Source organism: Citrobacter sp. Cpo221 (assembly GCF_030332345.1).
Classification (GTDB): domain Bacteria; phylum Pseudomonadota; class Gammaproteobacteria; order Enterobacterales; family Enterobacteriaceae; genus Citrobacter; species Citrobacter portucalensis.
Genome location: NZ_JAOWIA010000029.1, coordinates 470150 through 495700, shown reverse-complemented (window position 1 = coordinate 495700; position 25551 = coordinate 470150). Strand labels below are relative to the sequence as shown.

Genomic DNA, 25551 nt, shown 5'->3' with positions numbered 1-25551 from the left:
TTAATTTGGTTTACAAGTCGATTATGACAACGGACGATCTTGCGTTTGACCAACGCCATATCTGGCACCCATACACCTCCATGACCTCCCCGTTGCCGGTTTATCCGGTGGCGCGTGCCGAAGGTTGCGAACTGATTTTAGCCAGCGGTGAGAAGCTGATTGACGGCATGTCATCCTGGTGGGCGGCGATCCACGGTTACAATCACCCGCAGCTGAACGCCGCGATGAAAACGCAGATTGATACCATGTCGCATGTGATGTTTGGCGGCATTACCCATGCCCCGGCCATTGCGCTGTGCCGCCAGTTGGTAGCGATGACCCCAGAGGCGCTGGAGTGCGTTTTTCTCGCGGATTCAGGGTCGGTCGCCGTAGAAGTCGCAATGAAAATGGCGCTGCAATACTGGCAGGCTAAGGGCGAATCCCGCCAGCGTTTCCTGACATTTCGTAACGGTTATCACGGTGATACCTTCGGCGCGATGTCGGTCTGCGATCCCGACAACTCAATGCACAGTCTGTGGAAGGGGTACCTGCCGGAGAACCTGTTTGCCCCTGCCCCACAAAGCCGCATGGGCGGCGAGTGGGACGAACTGGATATGGTGCCTTTTGCCCGTCTGATGGCCGCACATCGCCACGAAATTGCGGCGGTGATCCTTGAGCCAATCGTACAGGGCGCTGGCGGTATGCGCATGTATCATCCCGAATGGTTAAAACGCATCCGTAAGATGTGCGACCGGGAAGGGATCCTGCTGATTGCCGATGAAATCGCCACCGGATTTGGTCGTACAGGCAAGCTTTTTGCCTGCGAGCACGCCGACATCACTCCGGACATTTTATGCCTGGGCAAAGCGTTAACCGGCGGAACGATGACCCTTTCTGCAACCCTGACCACACGTCAGGTCGCAGAAACCATCAGCAATGGTGAAGCCGGATGCTTCATGCACGGCCCAACCTTTATGGGCAATCCGTTGGCCTGCGCCGTCGCCTCCGCCAGCCTGTCGTTACTCGAAACCGACGAGTGGCGCGTGCAGGTAGCGGCCATTGAATCGCAACTGCGGGCAGAACTCGCCCCGGCGGCAGACTCCAGTTGGGTCGCGGACGTACGCGTGCTCGGCGCCATTGGCGTAATCGAAACCACGCATCCGGTGAATATGGCAGCGTTACAGAAGTTCTTTGTCGAACAGGGCGTGTGGATAAGACCGTTTGGCAAGCTCATCTACCTGATGCCGCCGTACATCATTCAGCCCGATCAGTTGCGTCGCCTGACGCAGGCCGTGAACGAGGCTGTGCGCAATGCAACATTTTTTAGCGATTAATCAGCGGTAAGCTCTACGGTTTCTGGCTACACTTTTTGGCTAACAAGAGGAGTCAGCATGAAACTAATCAGTAACGATCTGCGCGATGGCGATAAGCTTGGGCATCGCCACGTCTTTAACGGCATGGGGTATGACGGGGATAATATTTCCCCACATCTGGCGTGGGATGACGTGCCCGCAGGAGCCAAAAGCTTTGTGGTGACCTGCTTTGATCCTGATGCGCCAACCGGCTCCGGCTGGTGGCATTGGGTGGTGGTAAATCTGCCAGCTGATACCCGCGTACTCCCGCAAGGATTCGGCTCCGGGCTGGTTGCACAGCCAGATGGGGTGATTCAGACCCGTACAGATTTTGGTAAAGCGGGTTATGGTGGCGCTGCGCCGCCGAAGGGGGAAACCCACCGCTATATCTTTACGGTTCACGCCCTGGATGTGGAGCGTATTGATGTCGATGAAGGTGCCAGCGGCGCGATGGTTGGATTTAACGTCCATTTCCACTCGCTCGCCAGCGCCTCGATTACGGCGATGTTTAGCTAAGCTGTGTTGTGCCGGATGTCGGTTTCGCCTCATCCGGCCTACAAAGCAGACCGTAGGCCTGATAAGACGCGTCAGCGTCGACATCAGGCAATTTTCTACAGAAATTCAGGCAGCAATTGCAGCAGCGTTCCTTGCGCTAACAACTCGGTCGCGCACTCAATATCCGGGGCAAAAAAGCGATCCTGCGTGTAGTGGGCAACCTGCTCGCGCAGCGCCTGTCGCGCCTGCTCCAGCAACGGGCTGGAGGTTAACCCTTCACGCAGGTCAATCCCCTGACACGCCGCCAGCCACTCCACGGCAATCACGCCGCGCGTATTTGCCGCCATCTCCCACAGTCTGCGCCCTGCCGCCGGAGCCATAGACACGTGATCTTCCTGGTTAGCAGATGTCGGCAAGCTGTCCACGCTGTGCGGATGCGCCAGCGCTTTGTTCTCGCTCGCCAGCGCGGCGGCAGTTACCTGAGCAATCATAAAGCCGGAGTTAACCCCGCCATTTTTCACCAGGAACGGCGGCAACTGCGACATATGTTTGTCCATCATCAGCGCAATGCGCCGCTCTGACAACGAGCCGATTTCCGCAATCGCCAGCGCCAGATTATCTGCCGCCATCGCCACCGGTTCAGCATGGAAATTCCCACCGGAGATCACATCGCCCTCTTCGGCAAACACCAGCGGGTTGTCGGAAACCGCGTTGGCTTCAACCAGCAGGACATCCATCACCTGGCGCATTTGTGTCAGACATGCCCCCATCACCTGTGGCTGACAGCGCAGAGAATACGGATCCTGAACTTTTTCACAGTTATGATGCGACTGCGAAAGCGCGCTGGAGTCGGTCAACACATGACGGTACAGCGTTGCGGCATCAATCTGCCCACGCTGCCCTCGCGCGGCATGAATACGGGCGTCAAACGGACGACGGGAGCCCAGCACGGCTTCTGTGGTCAGCGCCCCGCACACCGTCGCAGACGCAAACAGTTCCTGAGCTTCAATTAACCCGCGCAGTGCAAAGGCGGTGGAAGCCTGAGTGCCGTTGAGCAGCGCCAGTCCCTCTTTCGCCTCCAGCGTGATCGGCTCCAGTCCGGCCTTTTTCAGCGCGTCGGTCGCCGGGAGCCATTCCCCCTGCCAGCGCGCTTTACCTTCGCCCAGTAGCGTCAACGACATATGTGCCAGCGGCGCCAGGTCGCCCGATGCGCCCACCGACCCTTTCGCCGGGATCAGTGGATACACCTCGGCATTCACCAGCGCAATCAGCGCTTCAATCACGCTCAAACGAATGCCGGAAAAACCGCGCGCCAGGCTGTTGATTTTCAGCACCATAATCAGGCGAACCATTGCGTCATCCAGCGCTTCGCCAACGCCTGCCGCATGGGAAAGCACCAGCGAACGCTGTAAATTCTGCAAATCTTCCGTGGCGATACGGGTCTGAGCCAACAGACCAAAGCCGGTATTAATGCCATACGCCGTACGGCCTTCAGCGACAATATTATTGACGCAGGCGACGCTGGCGTTGATTGCATCAATCGCCCCGGCATCCAGGCTCAGTTTGACCGGCTGCTGCCAGATTTCACGTAGCTGGGTAAAACTCAGATGGCCCGGCGTGAGAGTCATGGTGTTCATATCAGCGTTTCTCCTGCGTCGCGGCAACCATCGGCAAATTCAGCCCTTCTTCAACTGCGCACTCCACCGCAATGTCATACCCGGCATCAGCGTGACGCATCACCCCGGTCGCCGGATCGTTATGTAATACCCGGGCGATGCGCGCCGCGGCTTCATCGGTGCCATCGCAAACAATCACCATCCCGGCATGCTGGGAGAAGCCCATGCCAACCCCGCCGCCGTGATGAAGCGACACCCAGGTCGCGCCGCTGGCGGTGTTAAGCAGCGCGTTCAGCAGCGGCCAGTCGGATACGGCGTCTGAACCGTCGCGCATAGCTTCGGTTTCGCGGTTTGGGCTGGCAACAGAACCGGAGTCCAGATGGTCACGGCCAATAACAATCGGCGCGGATACTTCACCACTGCGCACCATTTCATTAAACGCCAGCCCCAGCTTTTGTCGCCACTCCAGGCCGACCCAGCAGATACGCGCTGGTAAACCCTGGAAGTTAATCCGCTCACGCGCCATATCCAGCCAGTGATGAAGGTGCTTATCATCAGCCACGATCTCTTTCACTTTGGCATCTGTCTTATAAATATCCTGCGGATCGCCGGAAAGCGCCACCCAACGGAATGGCCCTATGCCGCGACAGAACAGGGGGCGAATATATGCAGGTACGAAGCCGGGGAAATCAAAGGCGTTTTCCACGCCCATCTCTTTGGCCATCTGGCGAATGTTGTTGCCGTAATCAAACGTCGGCACGCCCATTTTGCTAAACGCCAGCATCGCCTCAACGTGCGTTGCCATCGAACGTTTCGCCGCCTGCACCGTGCCCTGGGGATCGGACGCCGCTTTTGCCTGATACTCTTCCCAGCTCCAGCCGGACGGCAGATAACCATGCAGCGGATCGTGGGCGCTGGTCTGGTCGGTGACCATATCCGGGCGCACACCGCGCTTCACCAGTTCCGGCACAACGTCGGCAGCGTTAGCGCACAGCGCAATAGAGACCGCTTTACCCTCACGGGTGTACTTGTCGATACGCGCCAGCGCATCGTCAAGCGATGTCGCCTGCTCGTCGACGTAACGGGTACGCAGACGGAAATCGATTCGGCTTTGCTGGCATTCAATGTTCAGAGAACACGCACCCGCAAGCGTAGCGGCTAACGGTTGCGCCCCGCCCATGCCGCCCAGCCCGGCGGTCAGCACCCAACGTCCGCTCAGGTTACCCTGATAATGCTGACGCCCGGCCTCAACGAAGGTTTCATAAGTCCCCTGCACGATGCCCTGGCTGCCGATGTAGATCCAGCTCCCGGCGGTCATCTGGCCGTACATCGCCAGACCTTTGGCGTCCAGTTCGTTGAAGTGTTCCCAGGTAGCCCAATGTGGCACCAGGTTGGAGTTGGCAATCAGCACGCGCGGCGCGTTGTCGTGAGTTTTGAATACGCCTACCGGTTTTCCGGACTGGACCAGCAGAGTTTCATCGGTTTCCAGTTTGGTCAGCGCGTTGACGATGGCGTCATAACATTCCCAGTCCCGTGCGGCGCGGCCAATCCCACCGTATACCACCAGCTCATGCGGATTTTCCGCCACATCGGGATCCAGATTATTCATTAGCATGCGCAGCGGCGCTTCGGTCAGCCAGCTTTTGGCCGTTAAGGTGGTGCCGCGCGGGGCACGAATATCCTGCTGACGATATTTGCTATGGGACATGACAGAAAACTCCTCGCGAACGTCGGATAGATAAGAAACATATACTTGTCTATACAAGTCATCGCAAGGGTGATTTTAACAATTAAGATACATTTTTATTATATTGCGTCAGCAATCACGGTTTTCATGTCCTGTATCAGGACATAAACCGCCCTTGCAGCCGATAGCGAGAACCTGGAAACAGCAAGCGGGCATGAGAGACTATGGACGACGCAGACCAGGTCTTACGACGAATCAGCAGGCAGGGATCGTGTTCTTTAATATTCAGCAGCGCGCACTCTTCAGCGCTGGCACGTACCGCTTCAACAATATGCTCACCTTCCGTTAAAGGGGCTATCAGCGACAGGTATGCGTGCGGCGTGGTCTGGCTGTAATCCTGCGCCAGATACTCCGGCACAATTTCGGCATTCACGCAGCGATCTTCAATCTGTACCGGCAGATCGTTCTCGTAGTGCACCATGACAGAGTGAAAAATGGAGGTGCCTTCTTTGACGTTTAACACCAAAGCCTGCTGCGCGTTGGCCTGGGTTTTTTCCAGCGTCAGCACTTCACACCGGTGCTGATGCTGACGGGCGTTGATTTCATCCGCGATGCTGCGGATTTCAAACAGCGCGGACTGGCCTTTTGGCTCGGCGACAAACGTCCCCACGCCCTGTAAACGCACCAGTAAACCTTCATCCGTTAACTCACGCAGCGCCCGGTTGATAGTCATGCGGCTGAAACCATATTGCGCCACCAGCTCTGCCTCAGAAGGAATGCGATCGTGAGGCTGCCAGATACCGCTGGCAATTTTTTCGCTGATCTCCTGTTTGACCTTTTCGTAAAAAGGAGCCGGAGCAGAACGGGATGGGAGCATGCGTGAGCCTTCCTTAAGCTGAAAATGTGAGTGGGTAGAGTTTACAGGCATTACCCGAACCTGATAAGCGCAACGCCATCAGGTATGTCAGTGCCACCAGTGGGCGATTTGCCAGCCTAATCGCGCCGCCACGCGTGCTGCTCTGCCATCATCGTCATAGCGTGGATTAAATTCAACCATATCCACCGCCAGGAGTTTACCGCTACGACACAGAGGCTCAATCAGTCTCAGCAGCGTCGCCAACGGTACGCCAAGCGCGGCGGGGGCCGACACGCCGGGCATTTCCCACACAGGCAGCACGTCGAGGTCGATTGTCATATAGATGACATCCAGATTGGCAATGAACTGCGCTAACTGCGCCTGCGCCGTATCACGATGCAGATCCTCCACCACCGTAACACCGAGCCGCTGGGCCTCATCCCAAAGCGCCTGGGTGTTTGCCGCCCGACTGACGCCGATACAGGCATAGTGAAATTCACGCTGCTGTTCATCGCAAAGCTGCGCCAGCTGGCGAAACGGCGTACCGGATGTGGCCTGCCCGGCATGGCGCAAATCGAGATGCGCATCGAAGTTGACTATCCCCACTTTCGCCTGCGGGAACGCATCCAGTACGCCCGCGCCGTGCGCAAAGGCGGTTTCGTGTCCCCCGCCTAAAACAAAGGTACGCATATTCTCGTGCTGACAGCGCTGTACTGCATTGCGTAACGCCTGCTGCGCGCCCTCAAGATCGGGAGCCTGCGCCACAATATTTCCCAGATCCACCAGTCGATTGTGCCCATCATGACTGGCTAAATTCGCCAACGCCTTGCGTAGCACATCGGGTGCTCCGGCAGCGCCCGTGCGCCCCTGATTACGTTTAACGCCTTCGTCACAGGCAAACCCGAGCAACGCTATCTGCTCGCGGTACATTTCTGGGCTAAACGTCGGGCTCAGGGTGATAGTCTGAAACAGGCGCAGCGCATTCGGCGATTCGGCCCGGTCATCACGTCCCTGCCACAGCGCAGGTGAAGCTGGTTGCCAGTTAGTCATGCTATTTGTCCTTTGAATACGCGTTGGTAGAGCGGGTTGCGCCCGGGCTCATACAGGATCTCGACCGGGAGGGTTGCATCCCACACCACAAAATCGGCCACAAATCCGGCCTTCAGTTGGCCGTGAGTGGCATGACGCCCCAGTGCCCGAGCCGCATGACGGGTTACACCCGCCCATGCTTCTTCCGGCGTCAGGCCAAACTGGACACAAGCCATATTCATCGCCCAGTGCAGGCTGATAAACGGACTGGTACCGGGGTTAAAATCTGTCGCTACCGCCATCGGCACCTGATATTGACGCAGCAACGCTACCGGTGGGCGCTGCTGCTCTTTGAGGAAATAGAACGCGCCGGGCAGCAGCACGCCGACCGTACCGCTTTGGCTCATCGCCGCCACGCCCGCTTCATCGAGGTATTCAATATGATCGGCAGATAACCCGTGGTAGCGGCTTACCAACTGTGCGCCGCCAAGCAATGACAGTTGTTCGACATGGCCTTTAATCGGGATGCCCAGCGCCTGCGCAGCCTGAAACACCCGCTCACTCTGTGCCAACGAAAAACCAACGCTTTCACAGAACAGATCGACGGTCTCAAACAGCCCTTGTTCCCACAATTGCGGCAAAATGGTCTCACACACCAGCGTAATATAGCCGTCAGGATCATCCCGGTATTCCGCTGGAGTTGCATGCGCAGCCAACAGCGTCGGGCTGATTTCAACGATATTCTCTGCCGCCAGCGCTGCCACCACGCGCAATATTTTCTCTTCTGTCGGTAAATCCAGGCCGTAGCCGGATTTTATTTCCAGCAGCGTAACACCTTCTTTGATCAGCTGTTCCATCCGCTGATGGGCTACGTGTAAGAGTTGTTCATCCGTGGCGCTGCGGGTCGCCGATACGGTGGCATTGATCCCCCCACCCTGAGCGCTTATCTGCTGGTAGGAGACTCCATTTAGCCGCTGCTCCCACTCACCTGCGCGGTTTCCGCCAAAGACCAGATGCGTATGGCAATCAATCAGGCCAGGCGTAATCAGCCTGCCCTGCATATCAAAAGTATTGTCATGCGTGAGATATAAAGATGATTCCGGGACGATATCGCGAATCTTGCTCTGGCGGACGATCAGCGCGTGACCGTCCAACAGCCCATATGGGGTACCACGTTCAGGGTCCATAGTCGCCAGACGAACATTGCGCCAGATAACATCATCAGGGAAGAATTGCTGCATTCGACTCACCACTTGTCATAGGTTGTATAGACATTTATTTTTGATTATAGGGATGTTGTCAACCTGAAGAACTATAATTGTTATCTATTTGTGATATAAAGACTCTCCGCGCCAGACATTGCTGCGATAAAAAACAACTTTTTACCTTTTCGCCTTCCCGTTTCGCTCAACTTAGTATAAAAAAGCAGGCTTTAATGGATAACTTTTAAAGCCCGGAGCAACCTGTGAACATATCATCAGTTTCCCGTCTGGCGCTGGCAATGGCTTTTGGCGTGACGCTGACCGCCTGTAGCTCTACGCCGCCCGATCAAATTCCTTCCGATCAAACCGCGCCAGGAACCTCTTCGCGCCCGATTTTGTCGGCTAATGAAGCGAAAAACTTCGTTACTGCGCACTATTTTTCTGCGCTGACGCCAAACACTGCGCCGTGGAGCCCTTCTTCTATTTCTCTGCCTGCACAGCCTGACTTCGTCGTTGGCCCGGCAGGGACTCAGGGCGTCACCCATACCAGCATTCAGGCCGCTGTTGATGCAGCAATCATCAAACGTACTAACAAACGTCAGTACATCGCGATTATGCCAGGCGAGTACCAGGGCACGGTATATATCCCGGCAGCAACAGGTAGCCTGACGCTGTACGGCATGGGCGAAAAACCGCTTGATGTGAAAATTGGCCAGGCCATTGACGGTGAAATGAGCACCGCTGACTGGCGTCGTACGGTGAACCCAGCCGGTAAATATATGCCGGGTAAACCTGCGTGGTATATGTTTGATAATTGTCAGAACAAACGCGGCACGAATATTGGCGTGATGTGTTCTGCTGTCGTCTGGTCGCAAAACAACGGGTTGCAATTGCAGAACCTGACCATCGAAAACAACCTGGGTGACAGCGTTGATGCGGGTAACCACCCGGCCGTTGCACTGCGTACTGATGGCGATAAAGTGCAGATCAACAAGGTCAATATCCTGGGCCGCCAGAATACCTTCTTCGTGACCAATAGCGGTGTACAAAACCGTCTGGAAAACGATCGTCAACCGCGTACGCTGGTTACCAACAGCTACATTGAGGGCGATGTGGATATCGTTTCCGGTCGCGGTGCCGTAGTGTTCGATAACACCGATTTCCGCGTAGTGAACTCCCGTACCCAGCAGGAAGCCTATGTGTTCGCACCGGCTACCCTGTCTAACATCTACTACGGTTTCCTGGCGATTAATAGCCGCTTCACGGCAAGTGGCGATGGCGTGGCGCAGTTAGGCCGCTCGCTGGATGTCGATTCCAACACTAACGGTCAGGTCGTGATTCGTGACAGCGTGATTAACGAAGGCTTTAACATGGCAAAACCATGGGCTGACAGCGTTATCGCAAAACGCCCGTTTGCCGGTAATACCGGTGCGGAAGATGACAAAGGTGAAATCCAGCGTAACCTAAACGACACCAACTTCAACCGTATGTGGGAATACAACAACCGCGGTATCGGTAGCAAAGTGGTTGCTGAACCTAAGCAGTAAACGTCATTCTCTGATGTAAGCCCGGTAGATTCATGCTCTGCCGGGCAATGTGCCGGATGGCGACTAAAATCGCCCTCTCCGGCATACAATTAGCGTTACACCAAACGCGACTTATTAAAGTTAATCAAACTCCCTGCCTTAATAATTTCACGCTCTTCTGCGGTCAGGCTTTCCATATACACTCTGATTTCACTCACCTCACCATCATCGTGAAGCACATACGCTTCGATTTCTTTACTGCACTCATCTAACGCGCGGCGAATACCGGGAATATAGATATAGTCACCCACTTCAAATGAAGGTTGCTCTGCCATCTGGAGCGGTAGCATACCCCAGTTGATAACATTGGAACGGTAACGCTTGGTGGCATATTCCTGGGCAATATTTGCCAGGCCACCAATCACTCGCTGACAGCTCGCCGCCTGCTCGCGCGCCGAGCCATCGCCAGGTTTGACGGCGTAAATCATGCTACCAATCTCAGTATCCAACGGTTGCACATTTTCCTGACCGGCAATCTGTTGGATGCGTTCGAAAACTGACGCCAGTTCGCTGACGTCGCCCCCCTCCACGCGCCTTTTTTCCAGCTCCGACGTCGCTTTACTTCTTCCCACATACCCGGGATCTCGTCGAGACAGCGTAAATTCCGCCAGTCCTAGTGGATTAGAGCGATACGATGAGGTTTCACCGGACGGGATAAGCTCATCCGTTGTTGTCACATCATCAAGGATCTTCGAGGCCACTTTTAGCAGAATATTTTCCGTTAATGCGCCCAGTTCCGGCCAGTCTTTAATGTTCGGGCCGTAAATGAGCGGCTGCTGCGTAGCCCCTTTCACGAACCCCTGGTATACGCGACTCTTATAAGGTGCAGGATTAAACGCATAGTCTGGCACCGTATCCCAGCAGTCCAGATCCGTCGCAGCAGTGAGGAATCCTCCGTTGGCTGCCGTAGCCGCAATTGATCGCGCATCCATCAGCGCAACGGCTGACATTTGACCATTGCCCGGTTTCGAGCCTTCACGGTTAGGGAAGTTGCGCGTGGTATGGCGGATGCTAAGACCATTGTTGATTGGCGTATCGCCCGCGCCAAAGCATGGACCGCAGAATGCGGTTCTGATGACAGCCCCCGCGCCCAGTAAATCTGTAACAACACCTTTCTGCGCTAAATCCATAAACACCGGTTGTGACGAGGGGTAGACAGCAAGCGAGAAAGCATCATTACCGCAGGATTGACCGCGTAATGCCTGCGCCGCAGCAATCACGTTTTCATAGTTGCCGCCCGAGCATCCAGCAATGATCCCCTGCTGTACTTTTAAGCGACCATTTTCTACTTTATCCAACAACGAGAGGCTGGCTTTACCCTGAGCGATACGTGCAGATTCAACTTCAATCTCCCGGAGAATGTCCGTCAGATTCTCATTGAGAGTATCAATCTCATAGACATTACTTGGATGGAATGGCAGCGCAATCATCGGCTTAATCGCACTCAAATCAACATAAATACAACCGTCGTACCAGGCCATCGGCTGCGGACTGAGCTGGCGATAGTCTTGTTCACGTCCATGTAATGCCAGCCAACTACGAGTTTCATCATCCGTTTGCCAGACGGAACTCAGACAGGTGGTTTCGGTGGTCATCACATCAACGCTGTTGCGAAAATCCGTTGAGAGATGACGAATACCAGGGCCGACAAATTCCATGACCTTATTTTTGACGTAGCCATTTTTAAATACCGCGCCAATGATCGCTAACGCCACATCCTGTGGACCAACACCTGCTGCGGGTTTCCCGGTCAGATAAACGGCAACGACATCAGGATAATCAATGTCCCAGGTGTCGTTTAGCAGTTGCTTGACCAGCTCACCGCCCCCTTCTCCTACCGCCATCGTACCCAATGCGCCGTAACGTGTATGGCTGTCTGAGCCAAGGATCATTTTGCCGCCGCCCGCCATCATTTCACGCATGTATTGATGGATAACAGCAATATGTGGCGGCACAAAGATTCCGCCGTAACGCTGTGCCGCAGACAGACCAAACATATGATCGTCACCGTTAATAGTTCCCCCTACCGCACATAATGAGTTATGGCAGTTAGTCAGAACATACGGCAGCGGAAAACGTTCCATGCCAGAGGCTTTTGCAGTCTGAATAATACCGACAAAGGTAATATCGTGTGAGGCTAATGAATCAAACTTAATTTTAAGCTTATTCATATCACCGGACGTATTATGCGCGGAGAGAATCGACCACGCTATAGTTCCTTTTTTCGCATCCTCTTTGCAGATATGCCGAGGCAAAGAATCCTCAGCTACAATTTCATTATTATCGGAGAGATAAATTCCTTTTTCATACAGCTTAATCATTTGATACTCCGTAGTCTTGTGCTTACATAAGCGCACAGCCAATAAAAAGTTTTAAACCTGGTTTATGATTTACAGCATGTTCCAGTCAATCAACATGCTCCACCACCACACGCCGAGAGTGATATGGACAATAAAGGTCAGTAAGGTCAACATGCCCCCCACCAGCCACCACGATTTAATATCGTTATAGCCAACGCCAAAAATAACCGGACCCGCGGCACCGCCATAATGGGTGACCATTCCGCCATAGGAGTTAGAGAAGAGTAATGCCAGCGCGGTTAACATCAGTGGTGCGCCGGAGACATTCGCCAGCATGGCAAATACCGGCATCATTGCCACAATATATGCGCTGCCTGAGGCAAAGAAATATCGAACAATAATGCTCAGGAACAAAATAACGAAGAACGCCACGTTGCCGTGATTACCAAAGTCGAGATTGTTTTTGAACAGTTCGGCTAACCAGTCGAAGAATTTCACTTTCGATAATAACGAACTTAAACCGATAATACCGCCGTACCAGATTAATGTATTCCAGCCGCCCTTATTTTTAACCACATCATCCCAGGTGACTACGCCAAATAAAAGCATCGTACCCATGACGACAATCGCCACCGTTGATTCATCAACACCGAGGCTTTTACTGAAGATCCATCCCAATAATGCGAGAACGAAAATGCCCAGCAGCATTTTTTCGCGCCCTTTCATTGGTCCTAAATCCTGAAGCCCGGCTTTAGCGATGGTTTTGTTATCAACCTTTTTAATTTCAGGTGGATACATAAAATAGATAACGAGCGGCGTCGCCAACAGCATGACCAGTCCTGGCAGACCTGCAGCAAGCGCCCATCCGCCCCAACTCAACTGCAAGTGACAGATATCGTTGATCATCTTCAACGCCAGAATGTTTCCCGCCATCGCGGTAAAAAACATATAGCTGGTTGTTTTAGTGACCATATAGACCGACATCATCAGGTAGTGACCGACACGGCGCGGGCTCTTATCCGGTTCAGAACCCAGCGCCACCGCCACACTATTGATGATGGGTAATACGATTCCTCCCGCTCGCGCGGTATTTGACGGTGTTGCCGGAGCTAATACCAGATCAAGGAATACGGTCACATAGCCAAGGCCAAGCGTGGTGTTACCAATTTTGCCGATCAGAATATAAGCAATGCGCTTACCCAGCCCCGTCGTCACAAAAGCAGCACTTAACGTAAACGCGGAGAAAACCAGCCATGTCGTACCGGAAGCATAACCGCTCAGTACGCTGCTGGTCTTCAGTACGCCATGGCCTAAATTTCCGACAACCACCATAGAGGCGGCAACGGCAATCAATAACACCACCGGTTCAGGAAACGGTTTAATCACCAGTCCGACAATGGCCGCAAGATAAATACCAAACAGCACCCACGCTAGTTCACTTAATCCCGCAGGGGCAGGAATCAAACCAATAATACAGGGGATCGCTAATATTAAAATTAGCTTCCATAATGATTTAACGTTCATTTATTAATCCTGAATAATCTGTACAGGCAATACAGTATTTTTCGTTTTTCTGCGATCGCAGAGAAATGAGGCCAATGCTGTCAGGGAAGGAAAACATCACCAGCGAATATTTTTCTGGCGGTACGAATAACCGAAGCTCTGATAGTTTCAGGTTCATCCCCTTTATTGGTTAAATGAATATCAAGAGTGCCTCCAGGATGTTCGATAGTGATATTCCCGTAATGCGCACCCGCCGTTACCTGACGCGAAACAGTACCGTTAATGACACAGCTGCTGGCGATAGCTATCGCCCCAGTAATCGCCAGCGCTTTATGGCAAGAGTGCGGCATAAAATAACGAACATTAATTTCGCCGTCGTGTTGAGGTGCAGAGATGAGAATCGGTTTTGGGAGAACCTTATTGCTGACATCACCCAGCCCCATAGCTTCACCGGCCTGTAAACGAATAGACTCAATGCGCGACAATAATTCGTTGTCTGCATCCAGTTCTTCCGCTGATTCATAGCCCGTTTTCCCAAGGTATTCGGCAGGAATAATTACGACAGGTGTCGCCATATCCATACAGGTCACCGGAACTGAGTTGATATAATCGATGTGTTGGCCCGTCGGAAAAATATGCCCGGTTTTAGAACCTGCGGCATTAAGAAACGTCAACGCAATAGGGGCCGATGTTCCCGGGACGCCGTCAATTCTTGCCGTTCCTTCATACTCAACAACACCATGCGGCGTCTGTATATCAGCTTCGATAAACGTGTTGGTGTTCACATTGCGAATGCGTACGCGGGTGGTCGGCGTAGAAGCAGCAATCAACCCCTTTTCAATAGCAAACGCACCAACGGCGGAAAGCATATTGCCACAGTTGGGTGTGGTATCGACCCGTTGCTCATGTACCAGTACCTGAGCAAATAAATAATCGATATCAGCGTTGGGGTCGTTTGAAAGACTAATAATCGCGACTTTACTGGTTAACGGATTGCCACCGCCAATGCCATCTATTTCCAACGCATTGCCAGAACCCATAATTCCAATCAATATTTCATCACGCAATTTTTCTTCTTCTGGCAGGTCTTGAGCTAATAAAAACGCGCCTCTGGACGTTCCTCCGCGCATCATAACGCAAGGTATTTTTTTCATGACAATGCTCTCTTCAATATTATTTCCACTATGTACATGGTTGCATGTCATGATTAGGGTGACTAATGACTTCATTTTCGTGATTAGTGATTTATTTTTATTAATTAAAAGTGATGAATTGCAGATACACTGAACACTTTCATCTTAGACAGGGTCTTCCCCGATTGAGTCCGGAGTCAAAATGAAACACGAGTTATCGAGCATGAAGGCGTTTGTCACACTGGCAGAGTCCGATTCTTTTAACAATGCCGCCAAGTTACTTAATATTACGCAACCTGCATTAACTCGCAGGATTAAAAAGATGGAAGAGTATTTACACACTCAACTCTTTGAAAGAACAACTCGCAAAGTGACATTAACAAAAGCGGGGAAAATGCTTTTACCTGAAGCCAAAGAATTAATTAGGGCATTAGATGAAACTATTTTTAATATTAGCGATGTGAATGTTCATCATCATGGCATAGTGACACTGTCCTGTATTCCTACCGCAGTTTTCTATTTCTTACCGTTGGCAATAGGAAAATTTAATGAGCGGTATCCCAATATCAAAGTGCGAATTATTGAACAAGGGACGAATAATTGTATGGAATCCGTACTTTGCAATGAGGCTGATTTTGGAATAAACATGAACAACATCACAAATTCCTCTATCGAGTTCACTCCACTGGTTAATGAACCGTTTGTTCTGGCTTGTCGACGCGATCATCCGCTCGCTAATAAGCAGTTGGTTGAGTGGCAAGAATTGCTGAATTACAAACTGATAGGCGTTCGTTCCTCAAGCGGTAACCGATTATTGATTGAACAACATTTGGCCGATAAACCGTGGAAATTGAACTGGTTTTACGAAGTTCGTCATCTGTCCACTTCGCTGGGTCTGGTTGAAGCTGGACTGGGTGTTTCCGCATTACCAGGGTTAGCAATGCCGCAAACGCCGCATCCAACGCTGATAGGGATCCCACTGGTTGAGCCTGTGATTAGACGCACGCTGGGAGTTATTCGGCGTAAAGACGCTATCCTCTCACCTCCCGCTGAACGCTTTTTCTCTCTTCTGCTTAATTTATGGGCAGATGATACAGATAGCCTTTGGACATCTGTGGCTAAGTGTCAGGAAAACATGTCGTTTGCTAAATAAGCAAAAAAAATCCGCAATCTTCACAAGATTGCGGATCGCTTGTAACGCCTGGCGTTTTAGTACGCGTTAACCACCACCCACATCGGGCCTTGTCCTACCGCGTAACGACCTTTCTCCATCAGCAACCCTTGTTCGCCAGCAATCTCGTACACCGCGATATGGTGCGATTTTTGTCCGGCTGCAATCAGGTATTTACCTCTGTTATCGATATTAAAACCGCGCGGCTGAGTTTCGGTAGGCTGGAAACCTTCTTTGGTCAGCACGCTGCCATCTTCAGACACGCTAAAGACCGTAATCAGGCTGGCGGTGCGATCACAGGCATACAGATGACGCCCGTCCGGTGTAATGTGAATATCTGCTGCCCAACGGGTATCAGCGAAATCAGCAGGCATCATATCCAGCGTCTGCACACACTCAATCTTACCGTACGGATCTTTCAGCTCCCAGACATCAACAGAGCTGTTCAGCTCATTCACGCAGTAGGCATATTGCTTATTCGGATGGAACGCCATATGACGTGGGCCCGCGCCTTCAACGGTAGTTACTTCAGCCGGTCCCTGCGCGACCAGATGGCCATCATCGCTTACGTCAAACAGGCAGATACGATCCTGTTTCAACGCCGGAACCCACAGGGTCCGGTTATCCGGAGAGATGTTGGCTGAGTGGCAGCCATCCAGACCTTCAACCACGTCAACCAGTTCCACCGGCAGGCCATCTTCCAGACGCGTGACGCTCACGCTACCCGCGTTATAAGAGCCAACGAACACGAAACGTCCCTGATGGTCGGTAGAAATATGCGTCGGGCTCCCCGGCAGCGCAGACTCTGCTGCAAAGGTCAGCGCACCGTCATCAGGCGCAATACGATAAGCCAACACGCGAAACTCCGGGCGCACGCCAACATAGAGGTAACGCTTATCCGGGCTGACGACCATCGGCTGTACCTGACCCGGTACATCAACCACCTGCGTCAGCGTCAGAGAACCATCGTGATTCAGGCTCCAGACGTGGATTTGCTGACTTTCAGGGCTGGCGGTATAAACGGTTTGCTTCATGAATACTCCTTTGCTTTTTGGCAGGTGGCTGCAATTGCCTGACACACGCCTAAGGTAGACGCTTTTAACGGTGAATGCTTAATTAAGGCTCAGAATTTTGTCCGGCTCCCGTCTCGGTGTACCATTCCAGCAGACAAAATTCTCAACCTTAATCTGGAAAAAACTATGACCGCACGCGTGATTGCCCTGGATTTAGACGGTACCCTGCTGACCCCGAAAAAAACCTTGCTGCCATCCTCTCTCGAAGCGCTCTCGCGCGCCAGAGAAGCAGGCTACCAACTTATCATTGTCACAGGTCGTCATCACGTTGCTATTCATCCTTTTTATCAGGCACTGGCGCTGGATACACCTGCAATTTGCTGTAACGGTACCTACTTGTATGATTATCAGGCAAAAAAGGTACTGGAATCCGATCCCCTTCCAGTAGATCAGGCATTACAGCTGATCGAAATGCTGGATGAACATCAGATCCACGGGCTGATGTATGTGGATGAGGCCATGCTGTATGAGCGCCCAACCGGGCATGTGGTGCGTACCGCTAACTGGGCACAAACTCTGCCGCCGGAACAGCGCCCGACCTTCACTCAGGTACCTTCGCTGGCGCAGGCCGCACATGACGTCAACGCCGTCTGGAAATTTGCCCTGACCGACGAAGATATTCCGAAACTGCAGCAGTTTGGCCAGTACGTTGAGCAACAGCTGGGGCTGGAGTGTGAATGGTCCTGGCACGATCAGGTCGACATTGCCCGTAAAGGTAACAGCAAAGGACGACGCTTGACCCAGTGGATTGAAGCGCAGGGTGGATCAATGGAAAACGTGATTGCCTTTGGTGATAACTTTAACGATATCAGTATGCTGGAAGCCGCAGGTACCGGCGTGGCGATGGGCAATGCGGATGACGCGGTCAAAGCCCGCGCCAACATCGTGATTGGTGACAACACCACCGACAGCATCGCGAAATTTATCTACTCCCACCTGCTGTAATCAGGCGGTAATCGATACGCTCTTAATTTGCGCGTACAGCCACAGGCCAGGTTTGATACCCAGTTCATCCCTGGCCCACGGGCTAATCCTTGCCCACAGCGTCTTACCGCCCACCTCAAGCTGAACTTCCACCTGACCGTTATCGTCATAACATTGTGCGACTTTTGCCCGCAGCACGTTACGAATACTGGTCTGCTGGGGGGGTTGGAGCACCAGTGAAACATCAGATGCCTGAATACGAATACGCAGCGCGGTTTGCAGCGGTTGCTCCAGCTTATTGACCCACAGATGCTGATCGCCAAGCGCCAGCGCGGTCATCGCATAGTGCGGATGATGTTCCAGCACGCTGACTTTCAGAATACTGCTTTGCTGTTCCTTAGGCAGCCAGGGGTGCATCACACTGCTACCCCAGACATCTTCCAGCGAACCAAACGCTTTGACCTGCCCGTTCTCCAGCACCATCACTTTGTCTGCCAGGTGCAAAATCTCATCAAGCGAGTGGCTGACATACAGCATCGGAATATTGATTTCACGTGCAAGGCGTTGCAGGTAAGGCAGCAGTTCGCGTTTACGCGGTATATCCAGCGAGGCTAACGGCTCATCAAGCAACAATAACTCAGGCGCGGTCAGCAGCGCCCGACCGATGGCGACACGCTGCTTTTCACCGCCAGAAAGACCGCCTGGCAAACGGTCAAGCAGCGGTTCAATACCCAACAGCGCCACCAGCTTATCAAACTGTCCGGCCATGCTTTTCGCCATTCCGTAACGCAGGTTGCCGCGCACTTTATAGTGCGGGAACAGGCGCGCATCCTGGAAAACATAGCCCACCCGGCGTTTTTCCGGCGTTAAGCAGATACCGTTCTCAACGTCGTTTAAGACGCGACCGTTGAGCACGATGCGTCCGGACTGCGGCTGCGTCAGACCGCTGATGGCGTTAATCAGTGAGGTTTTGCCCGCACCGGAAACGCCGAAAATAGCGGTAATACCACTGGCTGGCAGCGTTTCGTTGAGCGTCAGGCAATGCGTCCCCAGCGTCTGGGAGAAATTGAGTTCCAGCATAATTATCGCCCCGTCCGCTCACGGCTAATACGCGCCAGCCATTCAGAAATCAGCAGTGAAATCAGCGCTAACACAATAGAAATAATACATAACCTCGCCGCCGCGCTTTCGCCGCCGGGAGTTTGGATCAGGGTATACATCGCCGAAGGAATGGTGCGGGTTTCGCCAGGAATATTGGAAACAAAAGTAATAGTTGCGCCGAATTCCCCGAGGGAACGCGCGAACGCCAGCACCGTACCGACAATAATGCCGGGCAGCATCAACGGTAGCGTAATGGTCATGAATACGCGCCAGCGTCCGGCTCCCAGCGTGCGGGCCGCCTGCTCCAGCTTGACGTCAACACCTTCCAGCGCCAGACGAATTGCCCGTACCATCAGAGGAAAAGACATCACCGCCGCAGCCAGTACCGCACCGCGCCAGCTAAAAGCAAAGGTAATGCCAAACCAGTCGTACAGCCATTCACCAATGAATCCGCGCCGCCCCATGGCGACCAACAGCAGATAGCCCACCACGACCGGCGGCAGTACCAGCGGCAAATGCAGAACGCTGTCGAGCAGCGCTTTGCCCGGGAACTTGCATCGCACAAGCAGCCAGGCAAAGAAGATCCCAAACGGCAGGCTAAACAAGACGGCCAGGGAAGAAACTTTCAGGCTCAGTATGACGGCCTGCCATTCAGGATCGGTCAGTATCATTACTTGGTCGTAAATCCATAACGTTTAAAGATTTCAGCAGCCTGCGGTCCTTTCAGGTAATCATAGAACGCGCTAACCGTTGCGTTTTTGTGCCCATCAACAATCGCGATAGGGTATTCCACTTTTTTGTGCGAATCTTCCGGGAAAGTCGCAACAACTTTTACGCCCTTGCTGGCGACAGCATCGGAACCATAGACGATCCCCAGCGGCGCTTCGTTACGCTCTACCAGCGCCAGCGCACCGCGCACGTCTTCAGCAGGAGCCAGTTTCGGGGCCAGGGTATCCCATGCACCCAGTTTTTGCAGCGCTTCTTTGGCATAAATGCCCGCCGGAACATGTTCCGGATCGCCAACAGCCAGGCGTCCGCCGTTCAACAGACTGGTCCAGTTGGTTTTGCTGTCGATAGTGAAATCTTTCTGCGCGCTGGCTTTCGGCGCCACCACCACCAGGCTGTTACCCAACAGCGTTTCACGCGTTGCGGTATCAATCGACTTCTTGTCTACCGCGTAGTCCATCCATTTCTGATCGGCAGAAATAAACAGATCGGCCGGTGCGCCTGCTTCAATCTGACGCGCCAGTGTGGAAGAAGAAGCAAAAGAGGAGACAACATCAACGTTCTTCTCTTTTTTATATTGCGTTGCAATGTCCTGCATCGCGTTGGTCAGCGAAGCCGCTGCGAAAACAGTAATCTTTCCTTCATCCGCCAGCGCATGTCCGGCAACAGTAAGAGAAAGTGTTGCCCCTGCAAACAAGCGTAACCATGTACGTGCCATCTGTAACTCCTTTGCGTTTCGTTATGTAGGCGCAAATATAGCGAGTAAATCAGGATTTTCCCAGAGGTTATTGCTACCAATTAGAGGTTACACAAAGAAAATATCGGCAGGGAAAGCAGGATCTTGAGAAACTGAAGCCAGAGAAAACGAGTAGAAAGGCAAAAAATATAAACGCCCGACTGAGCGGGCGTTTGGGGAATCAATGATTCTGTCTGGACTGGTCTTTCTGACCGATACCGGAGAAAATGTTAAACACTTCACCCAGTCCGTAAATCAGACCCAGAATGATGGCCATTACCACAGGTACCATGATTACGGCGAATACCAGACTTTTCAATAACTCTAACATGGTCAACTCCAGATATAGTCCTTAGTTGTATTCTAACCACATAACACAGAAAAGCACTCCCCTTTTGTGCGGTTGGCTTTGCGCGCGCGCGGTTTTCCGTCACAATACCCCTTTTGCCAGGAGCTTGTGATGCAGGCCGAAATCCTTCTTACGCTGAAACTTCAGCAAAAACTGTTTGCCGATCCCCGTCGCATTTCTCTGCTTAAACACATTGCGCTTTCCGGCTCCATCAGTCAGGGCGCAAAGGATGCAGGTATCAGTTATAAAAGCGCCTGGGATGCGATTAACGAAATGAACCAGCTCAGTGAGCAAACGCTGGTTGAGCGCGCCACTGGCGGCAAAGGCGGCGGCGGCGCGGTGTTAACGCGCTATGGCCAACGCTTAATCCAGCTGTATGATTTATTAGCGCAAATCCAACAGAAAGCCTTCGATGTTTTGAGCGATGACGATGCCCTGCCACTCAATAGCCTGCTGGCGGCGATCTCTCGCTTTTCGCTGCAAACCAGCGCCCGTAACCAGTGGTTTGGCACCATTACCGCCCGCGACCACGATCAGGTCCAACAGCATGTCGACGTCCTGCTGGCGGATGGCGAAACGCGCCTGAAAGTGGCAATCACTGCGCAAAGCGGCGAGCGTCTCGGGCTTGAAGAAGGCAAAGAAGTCCTGATTCTGTTGAAAGCGCCGTGGGTGGGAATCACTCAGGACGACGCCATTGCCCAGGCCGCCGATAACCAGTTGCAGGGTACAATTAGCCATATCGAACGCGGAGCTGAGCAGTGTGAAGTGTTGATGACCTTGCCAGACGGCCAGACGCTGTGCGCGACGTTGCCGATAGAGCAGACCCACACATTAACGGAAGGCGCTAACGTCACAGCATATTTTAATGCGGACAGAGTGATTATCGCCACACTGTGCTGAGTTAATTGACATCAGCCTGAAGAACACGTATCCCTGTTATTCATCGCTGCAAATAATGGGATACAAAATGTCATCATTGCAAATTTCGCAAGGCACGTTTCGTCTTTGCGACACAAAAACGCTCCAGTTAGATGCGTTGACGTTAAACGCGGGTGATAGCTGGGCGTTTGTTGGCTCTAACGGCAGTGGGAAATCTGCGCTGGCCCGCGCGCTGGCGGGCGAGTTGCCGCTCCTGAAAGGCGAACGCCGCTGCCAGTTCACACGTATTACCCGACTCTCCTTTGAGCAGCTCCAAAAGCTGGTCAGCGACGAGTGGCAGCGAAACAACACCGATCTTCTTAGTCCCGGTGAAGACGACACCGGGCGCACCACCGCAGAAATCATTCAGGATGAGGTTCACAACCCCGCCCGCTGCGCTACGCTGGCGCAGCAGTTTGGCATTTCTGCCCTGCTCAACAGGCGTTTCAAATACCTTTCCACCGGTGAAACCCGCAAAACTCTGCTCTGCCAGGCATTAATGTCCACGCCAGATTTGCTGATCCTTGATGAACCCTTTGACGGGCTGGACGTCGCGTCCCGCCGCCAGTTAGCAGATTTGCTCGCTGAATTGCACCAGGCCGGTTTAACGCTGGTGCTGGTGCTAAACCGCTTTGATGAAATTCCCGAGTTCGTGCAGTTTGCCGGCGTGCTTGCCGATTGCACGCTGACGGAAACCGGCGCAAAAACAGACCTTCTGCAACAGGCATTAATCGCTCAGCTTGCCCATAGCGAACGGCTGGAAGGCATCCAGTTACCCGAACCGGATGAGCCTTCGGTGCGCCACACGTTGTCAGATAACGAGCCGCGCATTGTGCTTAACGACGGCACCGTCTCGTATAACGATCGCCCTATCCTGCATCATCTGAGTTGGCGGGTAAATCCGGGGGAACACTGGCAAATCATCGGCCCCAACGGTGCGGGGAAATCAACCCTGCTCAGTTTAATCACCGGCGATCATCCCCAGGGATATAGCAACGACCTGACCCTGTTTGGCCGCCGCCGGGGCAGCGGTGAAACTATCTGGGATATCAAAAAACACATTGGCTATGTCAGCAGCAGCCTGCATCTGGATTACCGGGTAAGTACGACAGTTCGCAACGTTATTCTCTCCGGTTATTTCGATTCAATCGGCATTTATCAGGCCGTCTCCGACAGGCAGCACAAGCTGGTACAACAGTGGCTGGATATTCTGGGCATCGATAAACGTACCGCGGATGCGCCATTTCATAGTCTTTCCTGGGGGCAGCAGCGGCTGGCATTGATTGTTCGTGCACTGGTGAAACATCCTACGTTGCTGATCCTTGATGAACCGTTGCAAGGATTAGATCCGCTCAACCGTCAACTGATCCGTCGGTTTGTGGATGTCCTGATCGGTGAAGGTGAAACTCAGCTTTTGTTTGTCTCTCATCACGCCGAAGATGCCCCGGGCTGCATTACCCATCGGCTAGAGTTTGTACCCGAGGGTGATATCTACGCCTATCGACAAACCTCTCTGCGTTAATTTTCATGTCAGGGCGTTTATCACGCCCTTTTTTCTGCTTTTTTTTCAGACAAGCGCTGAAATAACAACCTAACATAATGATTTATAATAAAGTAACTGGCAGCATCGAGTGAAAACACTGGAGTGTAAACGATTCCACTAATTTATTCCGTGTCACACTTTTCGCATCTTTGTTATGCTATGGTTATTGCATACCATAGGCTTAACGGAGCGAATTATGAGAGTATTGGTTACAGGTGGTAGCGGTTACATTGGAAGCCACACTTGCGTGCAGTTGCTGAAAAACGGTCACGAAGTGGTGATCCTGGACAATCTCTGCAACAGCAAGCGCAGCGTACTGCCCGTCATTGAGCGTTTAGGCGGCAAGCATCCGACCTTCGTGGAAGGAGACATCCGTAACGAAGCGCTGATAACCGAAATTCTGCACGATCATGCCATTGATACGGTCATCCATTTTGCCGGTTTAAAAGCCGTTGGAGAATCCGTTGCCAAGCCGCTGGAGTACTATGACAACAACGTCAACGGCACTCTGCGTCTGGTGAATGCAATGCGCGCTGCTAACGTGAAAAACTTCATTTTCAGCTCCTCCGCGACCGTCTATGGCGATCAGCCGCAAATTCCTTACGTTGAAAGCTTCCCCACCGGCACGCCGCAGAGTCCGTACGGCAAAAGCAAGCTGATGGTGGAACAGATCCTGACCGATCTGCAAAAAGCCCAGCCCGACTGGAGCATTGCCCTGCTGCGCTACTTTAACCCGGTTGGCGCTCATCCATCGGGAGATATGGGGGAAGATCCGCAAGGTATTCCAAACAACCTGATGCCTTACATCGCGCAGGTTGCCGTTGGCCGCCGCGAGTCTCTTGCCATATTTGGCAATGACTACCCTACTGAAGATGGCACCGGTGTACGCGACTATATCCACGTGATGGATCTCGCCGACGGCCACGTTGCCGCCATGGAAAAACTGGCAGGCATTCAGGGCGTACATATTTACAACCTCGGTGCAGGCATCGGCAGCAGCGTGCTGGACGTGGTCAACGCCTTCAGCAAAGCTTGCGGTAAACCGGTGAATTACCATTTCGCCCCGCGCCGTGATGGCGATCTTCCGGCCTACTGGGCTGATGCCAGCAAAGCCGATCGCGAGCTCAACTGGCGCGTGACCCGCACACTGGATGAAATGGCACAAGATACCTGGCACTGGCAGTCACGCCACCCGCAGGGATATTCGGATTAAGGACCAATCATGACGCAATTCAATCCTGTCGATCATCCACATCGCCGTTTTAACCCGCTCACCGGGCAGTGGATCCTCGTCTCACCGCATCGCGCCAAACGCCCGTGGCAAGGGGCGCAGGAAACTCCGTCTAAGCAGGTACTGCCTGCACATGACCCGGACTGCTTCCTGTGCGCTGGCAATACGCGAGTTACCGGCGATAAAAACCCGGATTACACCGGGACCTATGTCTTTACCAATGACTTTGCGGCGCTGATGTCCGATACCCCGGACGCACCGGACAGTCACGATCCGTTGATGCGCTGCCAGAGCGCACGCGGTACCAGCCGTGTGATTTGCTTCTCACCCGATCACAGCAAAACGTTGCCGGAACTCAGCGTCCCTGCACTGACAGAAATCGTAAAAACGTGGCAGGAACAGACCGAAGACTTAGGGAAAACCTACCCTTGGGTGCAGGTATTTGAGAATAAAGGCGCAGCGATGGGGTGCTCGAACCCGCACCCACACGGACAAATTTGGGCCAACAGCTTTTTGCCTAACGAAGCCGAACGTGAAGATCGCCTGCAGAAAGCGTACTTCGCCGAACAAGGCGCGCCGATGCTCGTTGATTACGTCCAGCGAGAACTGGCGGATGGCAGCCGTACGGTCGTTGAAACCGAGCACTGGCTGGCGGTTGTACCTTACTGGGCCGCGTGGCCGTTCGAAACGCTGCTGCTGCCGAAAGCGCATGTGCTGCGTATTACCGATTTGACCGACGAACAGCGTGCTGACCTGGCGCTGGCGTTGAAAAAACTGACCAGTCGTTATGACAACCTGTTCCAGTGCTCATTCCCCTATTCCATGGGCTGGCACGGCGCACCGTTCAACGGTGAAGAAAACCATCACTGGCAGTTGCATGCACACTTTTATCCGCCGCTGCTGCGTTCCGCGACCGTGCGTAAATTTATGGTCGGATACGAAATGCTGGCAGAAACCCAGCGCGACCTGACGGCCGAACAAGCAGCTGAACGACTGCGTGCGGTCAGCGACATCCATTTTCGCGAATCCGGAGTTTAAATA

22 protein-coding genes are annotated in these 25551 nt (G+C 53.1%); 9 read left to right on the top strand and 13 right to left on the bottom strand.

The window, feature by feature from the left end; all coding sequences use genetic code 11:
* The first annotated feature begins 23 nt into the window (after window positions 1–23).
* Together bioA and OGY72_RS03520 are read left to right on the top strand one after the other, a co-directional pair.
* A complete protein-coding gene (gene bioA / locus OGY72_RS03525) occupies window positions 24–1313 on the top strand; it encodes an adenosylmethionine--8-amino-7-oxononanoate transaminase (RefSeq protein WP_286546831.1) in 1290 nt (429 codons plus the stop codon).
* A gap of 57 nt (window positions 1314–1370) precedes the next feature.
* Window positions 1371–1847, top strand: a complete 477-nt coding sequence (locus OGY72_RS03520) for a kinase inhibitor (protein ID WP_286546829.1) — start codon at window positions 1371–1373, stop codon at window positions 1845–1847.
* A gap of 95 nt (window positions 1848–1942) precedes the next feature.
* On the opposite strand, the gene hutH is transcribed toward OGY72_RS03520, so the two are convergent.
* The 5 genes from hutH to hutI form a co-directional block, all read right to left on the bottom strand.
* On the bottom strand, window positions 1943–3463 hold the full coding sequence (gene hutH, locus OGY72_RS03515; protein WP_032942757.1) for a histidine ammonia-lyase: 1521 nt from the start codon (window positions 3461–3463) through the stop codon (window positions 1943–1945).
* A 1-nt stretch (window position 3464) separates the two neighbouring features.
* Entirely contained in the window at window positions 3465–5150 is a 1686-nt protein-coding gene (gene hutU, locus OGY72_RS03510) for a urocanate hydratase (protein WP_286546826.1), read from the bottom strand.
* Between the two features lie 136 nt (window positions 5151–5286).
* Window positions 5287–6006 carry a histidine utilization repressor gene (locus tag OGY72_RS03505; protein ID WP_003831502.1) on the bottom strand — a complete coding sequence of 240 codons (720 nt, stop codon included), beginning with the start codon at window positions 6004–6006 and terminating at the stop codon, window positions 5287–5289.
* A gap of 87 nt (window positions 6007–6093) precedes the next feature.
* Complete coding sequence (gene hutG / locus OGY72_RS03500; RefSeq protein WP_126318775.1) at window positions 6094–7035, bottom strand: formimidoylglutamase; 942 nt, start codon at window positions 7033–7035, stop codon at window positions 6094–6096.
* Entirely contained in the window at window positions 7032–8255 is a 1224-nt protein-coding gene (gene hutI / locus OGY72_RS03495) for an imidazolonepropionase (RefSeq protein ID WP_286546822.1), read from the bottom strand. The genes hutG and hutI overlap by 4 nt, the downstream gene beginning before the upstream one ends.
* Window positions 8256–8479: 224 nt before the next feature.
* On the opposite strand from hutI, the gene OGY72_RS03490 reads away from it, so the two are divergent.
* Window positions 8480–9763, top strand: coding sequence for a putative acyl-CoA thioester hydrolase (locus OGY72_RS03490; protein ID WP_048216339.1), 1284 nt, complete (start codon window positions 8480–8482; stop codon window positions 9761–9763).
* A gap of 95 nt (window positions 9764–9858) precedes the next feature.
* Here the strand turns inward: OGY72_RS03490 and OGY72_RS03485 are convergent, their stop codons facing one another.
* The 3 genes from OGY72_RS03485 to OGY72_RS03475 form a co-directional block, all read right to left on the bottom strand.
* A complete protein-coding gene (locus tag OGY72_RS03485; protein ID WP_164562991.1) occupies window positions 9859–12123 on the bottom strand; it encodes a hydratase in 2265 nt (754 codons plus the stop codon).
* A 69-nt stretch (window positions 12124–12192) separates the two neighbouring features.
* On the bottom strand, window positions 12193–13626 hold the full coding sequence (locus OGY72_RS03480; RefSeq protein WP_063940673.1) for an anion permease: 1434 nt from the start codon (window positions 13624–13626) through the stop codon (window positions 12193–12195).
* Between the two features lie 80 nt (window positions 13627–13706).
* The gene (locus tag OGY72_RS03475) at window positions 13707–14759 is read right to left on the bottom strand and encodes a 4-oxalomesaconate tautomerase (RefSeq protein WP_063940674.1); all 1053 of its coding nucleotides are present in this window, start codon (window positions 14757–14759) and stop codon (window positions 13707–13709) included.
* A gap of 181 nt (window positions 14760–14940) precedes the next feature.
* Between OGY72_RS03475 and OGY72_RS03470 the strand changes: the two genes are divergently transcribed.
* Window positions 14941–15891 carry a LysR family transcriptional regulator gene (locus OGY72_RS03470; RefSeq protein WP_284968916.1) on the top strand — a complete coding sequence of 317 codons (951 nt, stop codon included), beginning with the start codon at window positions 14941–14943 and terminating at the stop codon, window positions 15889–15891.
* A 56-nt stretch (window positions 15892–15947) separates the two neighbouring features.
* On the opposite strand, the gene pgl is transcribed toward OGY72_RS03470, so the two are convergent.
* Window positions 15948–16943: a 6-phosphogluconolactonase gene (gene pgl / locus OGY72_RS03465; protein WP_286546815.1), complete on the bottom strand. Its 996-nt coding sequence runs from the start codon at window positions 16941–16943 to the stop codon at window positions 15948–15950.
* 165 nt (window positions 16944–17108) lie between these two features.
* Here pgl and OGY72_RS03460 point away from each other — a divergent pair, with 165 nt between their 5' ends.
* The gene (locus OGY72_RS03460) at window positions 17109–17927 is read left to right on the top strand and encodes a pyridoxal phosphatase (RefSeq protein WP_003831476.1); all 819 of its coding nucleotides are present in this window, start codon (window positions 17109–17111) and stop codon (window positions 17925–17927) included.
* On the opposite strand, the gene modC is transcribed toward OGY72_RS03460, so the two are convergent.
* From modC to OGY72_RS03440, 4 genes are all read right to left on the bottom strand, one after another.
* A complete protein-coding gene (modC, locus tag OGY72_RS03455) occupies window positions 17928–18986 on the bottom strand; it encodes a molybdenum ABC transporter ATP-binding protein ModC (protein ID WP_003831474.1) in 1059 nt (352 codons plus the stop codon).
* 2 nt (window positions 18987–18988) lie between these two features.
* Complete coding sequence (gene modB, locus OGY72_RS03450) at window positions 18989–19678, bottom strand: molybdate ABC transporter permease subunit (protein ID WP_008784169.1); 690 nt, start codon at window positions 19676–19678, stop codon at window positions 18989–18991.
* Window positions 19678–20451: a molybdate ABC transporter substrate-binding protein gene (modA, locus tag OGY72_RS03445; protein ID WP_003023029.1), complete on the bottom strand. Its 774-nt coding sequence runs from the start codon at window positions 20449–20451 to the stop codon at window positions 19678–19680. The genes modB and modA overlap by 1 nt, the downstream gene beginning before the upstream one ends.
* 199 nt (window positions 20452–20650) lie before the next feature.
* On the bottom strand, window positions 20651–20800 hold the full coding sequence (locus OGY72_RS03440) for an AcrZ family multidrug efflux pump-associated protein (protein ID WP_003023026.1): 150 nt from the start codon (window positions 20798–20800) through the stop codon (window positions 20651–20653).
* A 129-nt stretch (window positions 20801–20929) separates the two neighbouring features.
* On the opposite strand from OGY72_RS03440, the gene modE reads away from it, so the two are divergent.
* The 4 genes from modE to galT all read left to right on the top strand — a co-directional run bounded on the left by modE (window position 20930) and on the right by galT (window position 25548).
* Entirely contained in the window at window positions 20930–21718 is a 789-nt protein-coding gene (gene modE / locus OGY72_RS03435; RefSeq protein WP_003831465.1) for a molybdenum-dependent transcriptional regulator, read from the top strand.
* Window positions 21719–21785: 67 nt separating this feature from the next.
* A complete protein-coding gene (gene modF, locus OGY72_RS03430) occupies window positions 21786–23258 on the top strand; it encodes a molybdate ABC transporter ATP-binding protein ModF (RefSeq protein ID WP_286546811.1) in 1473 nt (490 codons plus the stop codon).
* A 217-nt stretch (window positions 23259–23475) separates the two neighbouring features.
* The gene (gene galE / locus OGY72_RS03425; RefSeq protein WP_126318785.1) at window positions 23476–24492 is read left to right on the top strand and encodes a UDP-glucose 4-epimerase GalE; all 1017 of its coding nucleotides are present in this window, start codon (window positions 23476–23478) and stop codon (window positions 24490–24492) included.
* 9 nt (window positions 24493–24501) lie between these two features.
* Window positions 24502–25548 (top strand): galactose-1-phosphate uridylyltransferase, encoded by a 1047-nt coding sequence (galT, locus tag OGY72_RS03420; RefSeq protein WP_126956687.1) that lies wholly within the window; start codon window positions 24502–24504, stop codon window positions 25546–25548.
* The last annotated feature ends 3 nt before the right edge of the window (window positions 25549–25551 follow it).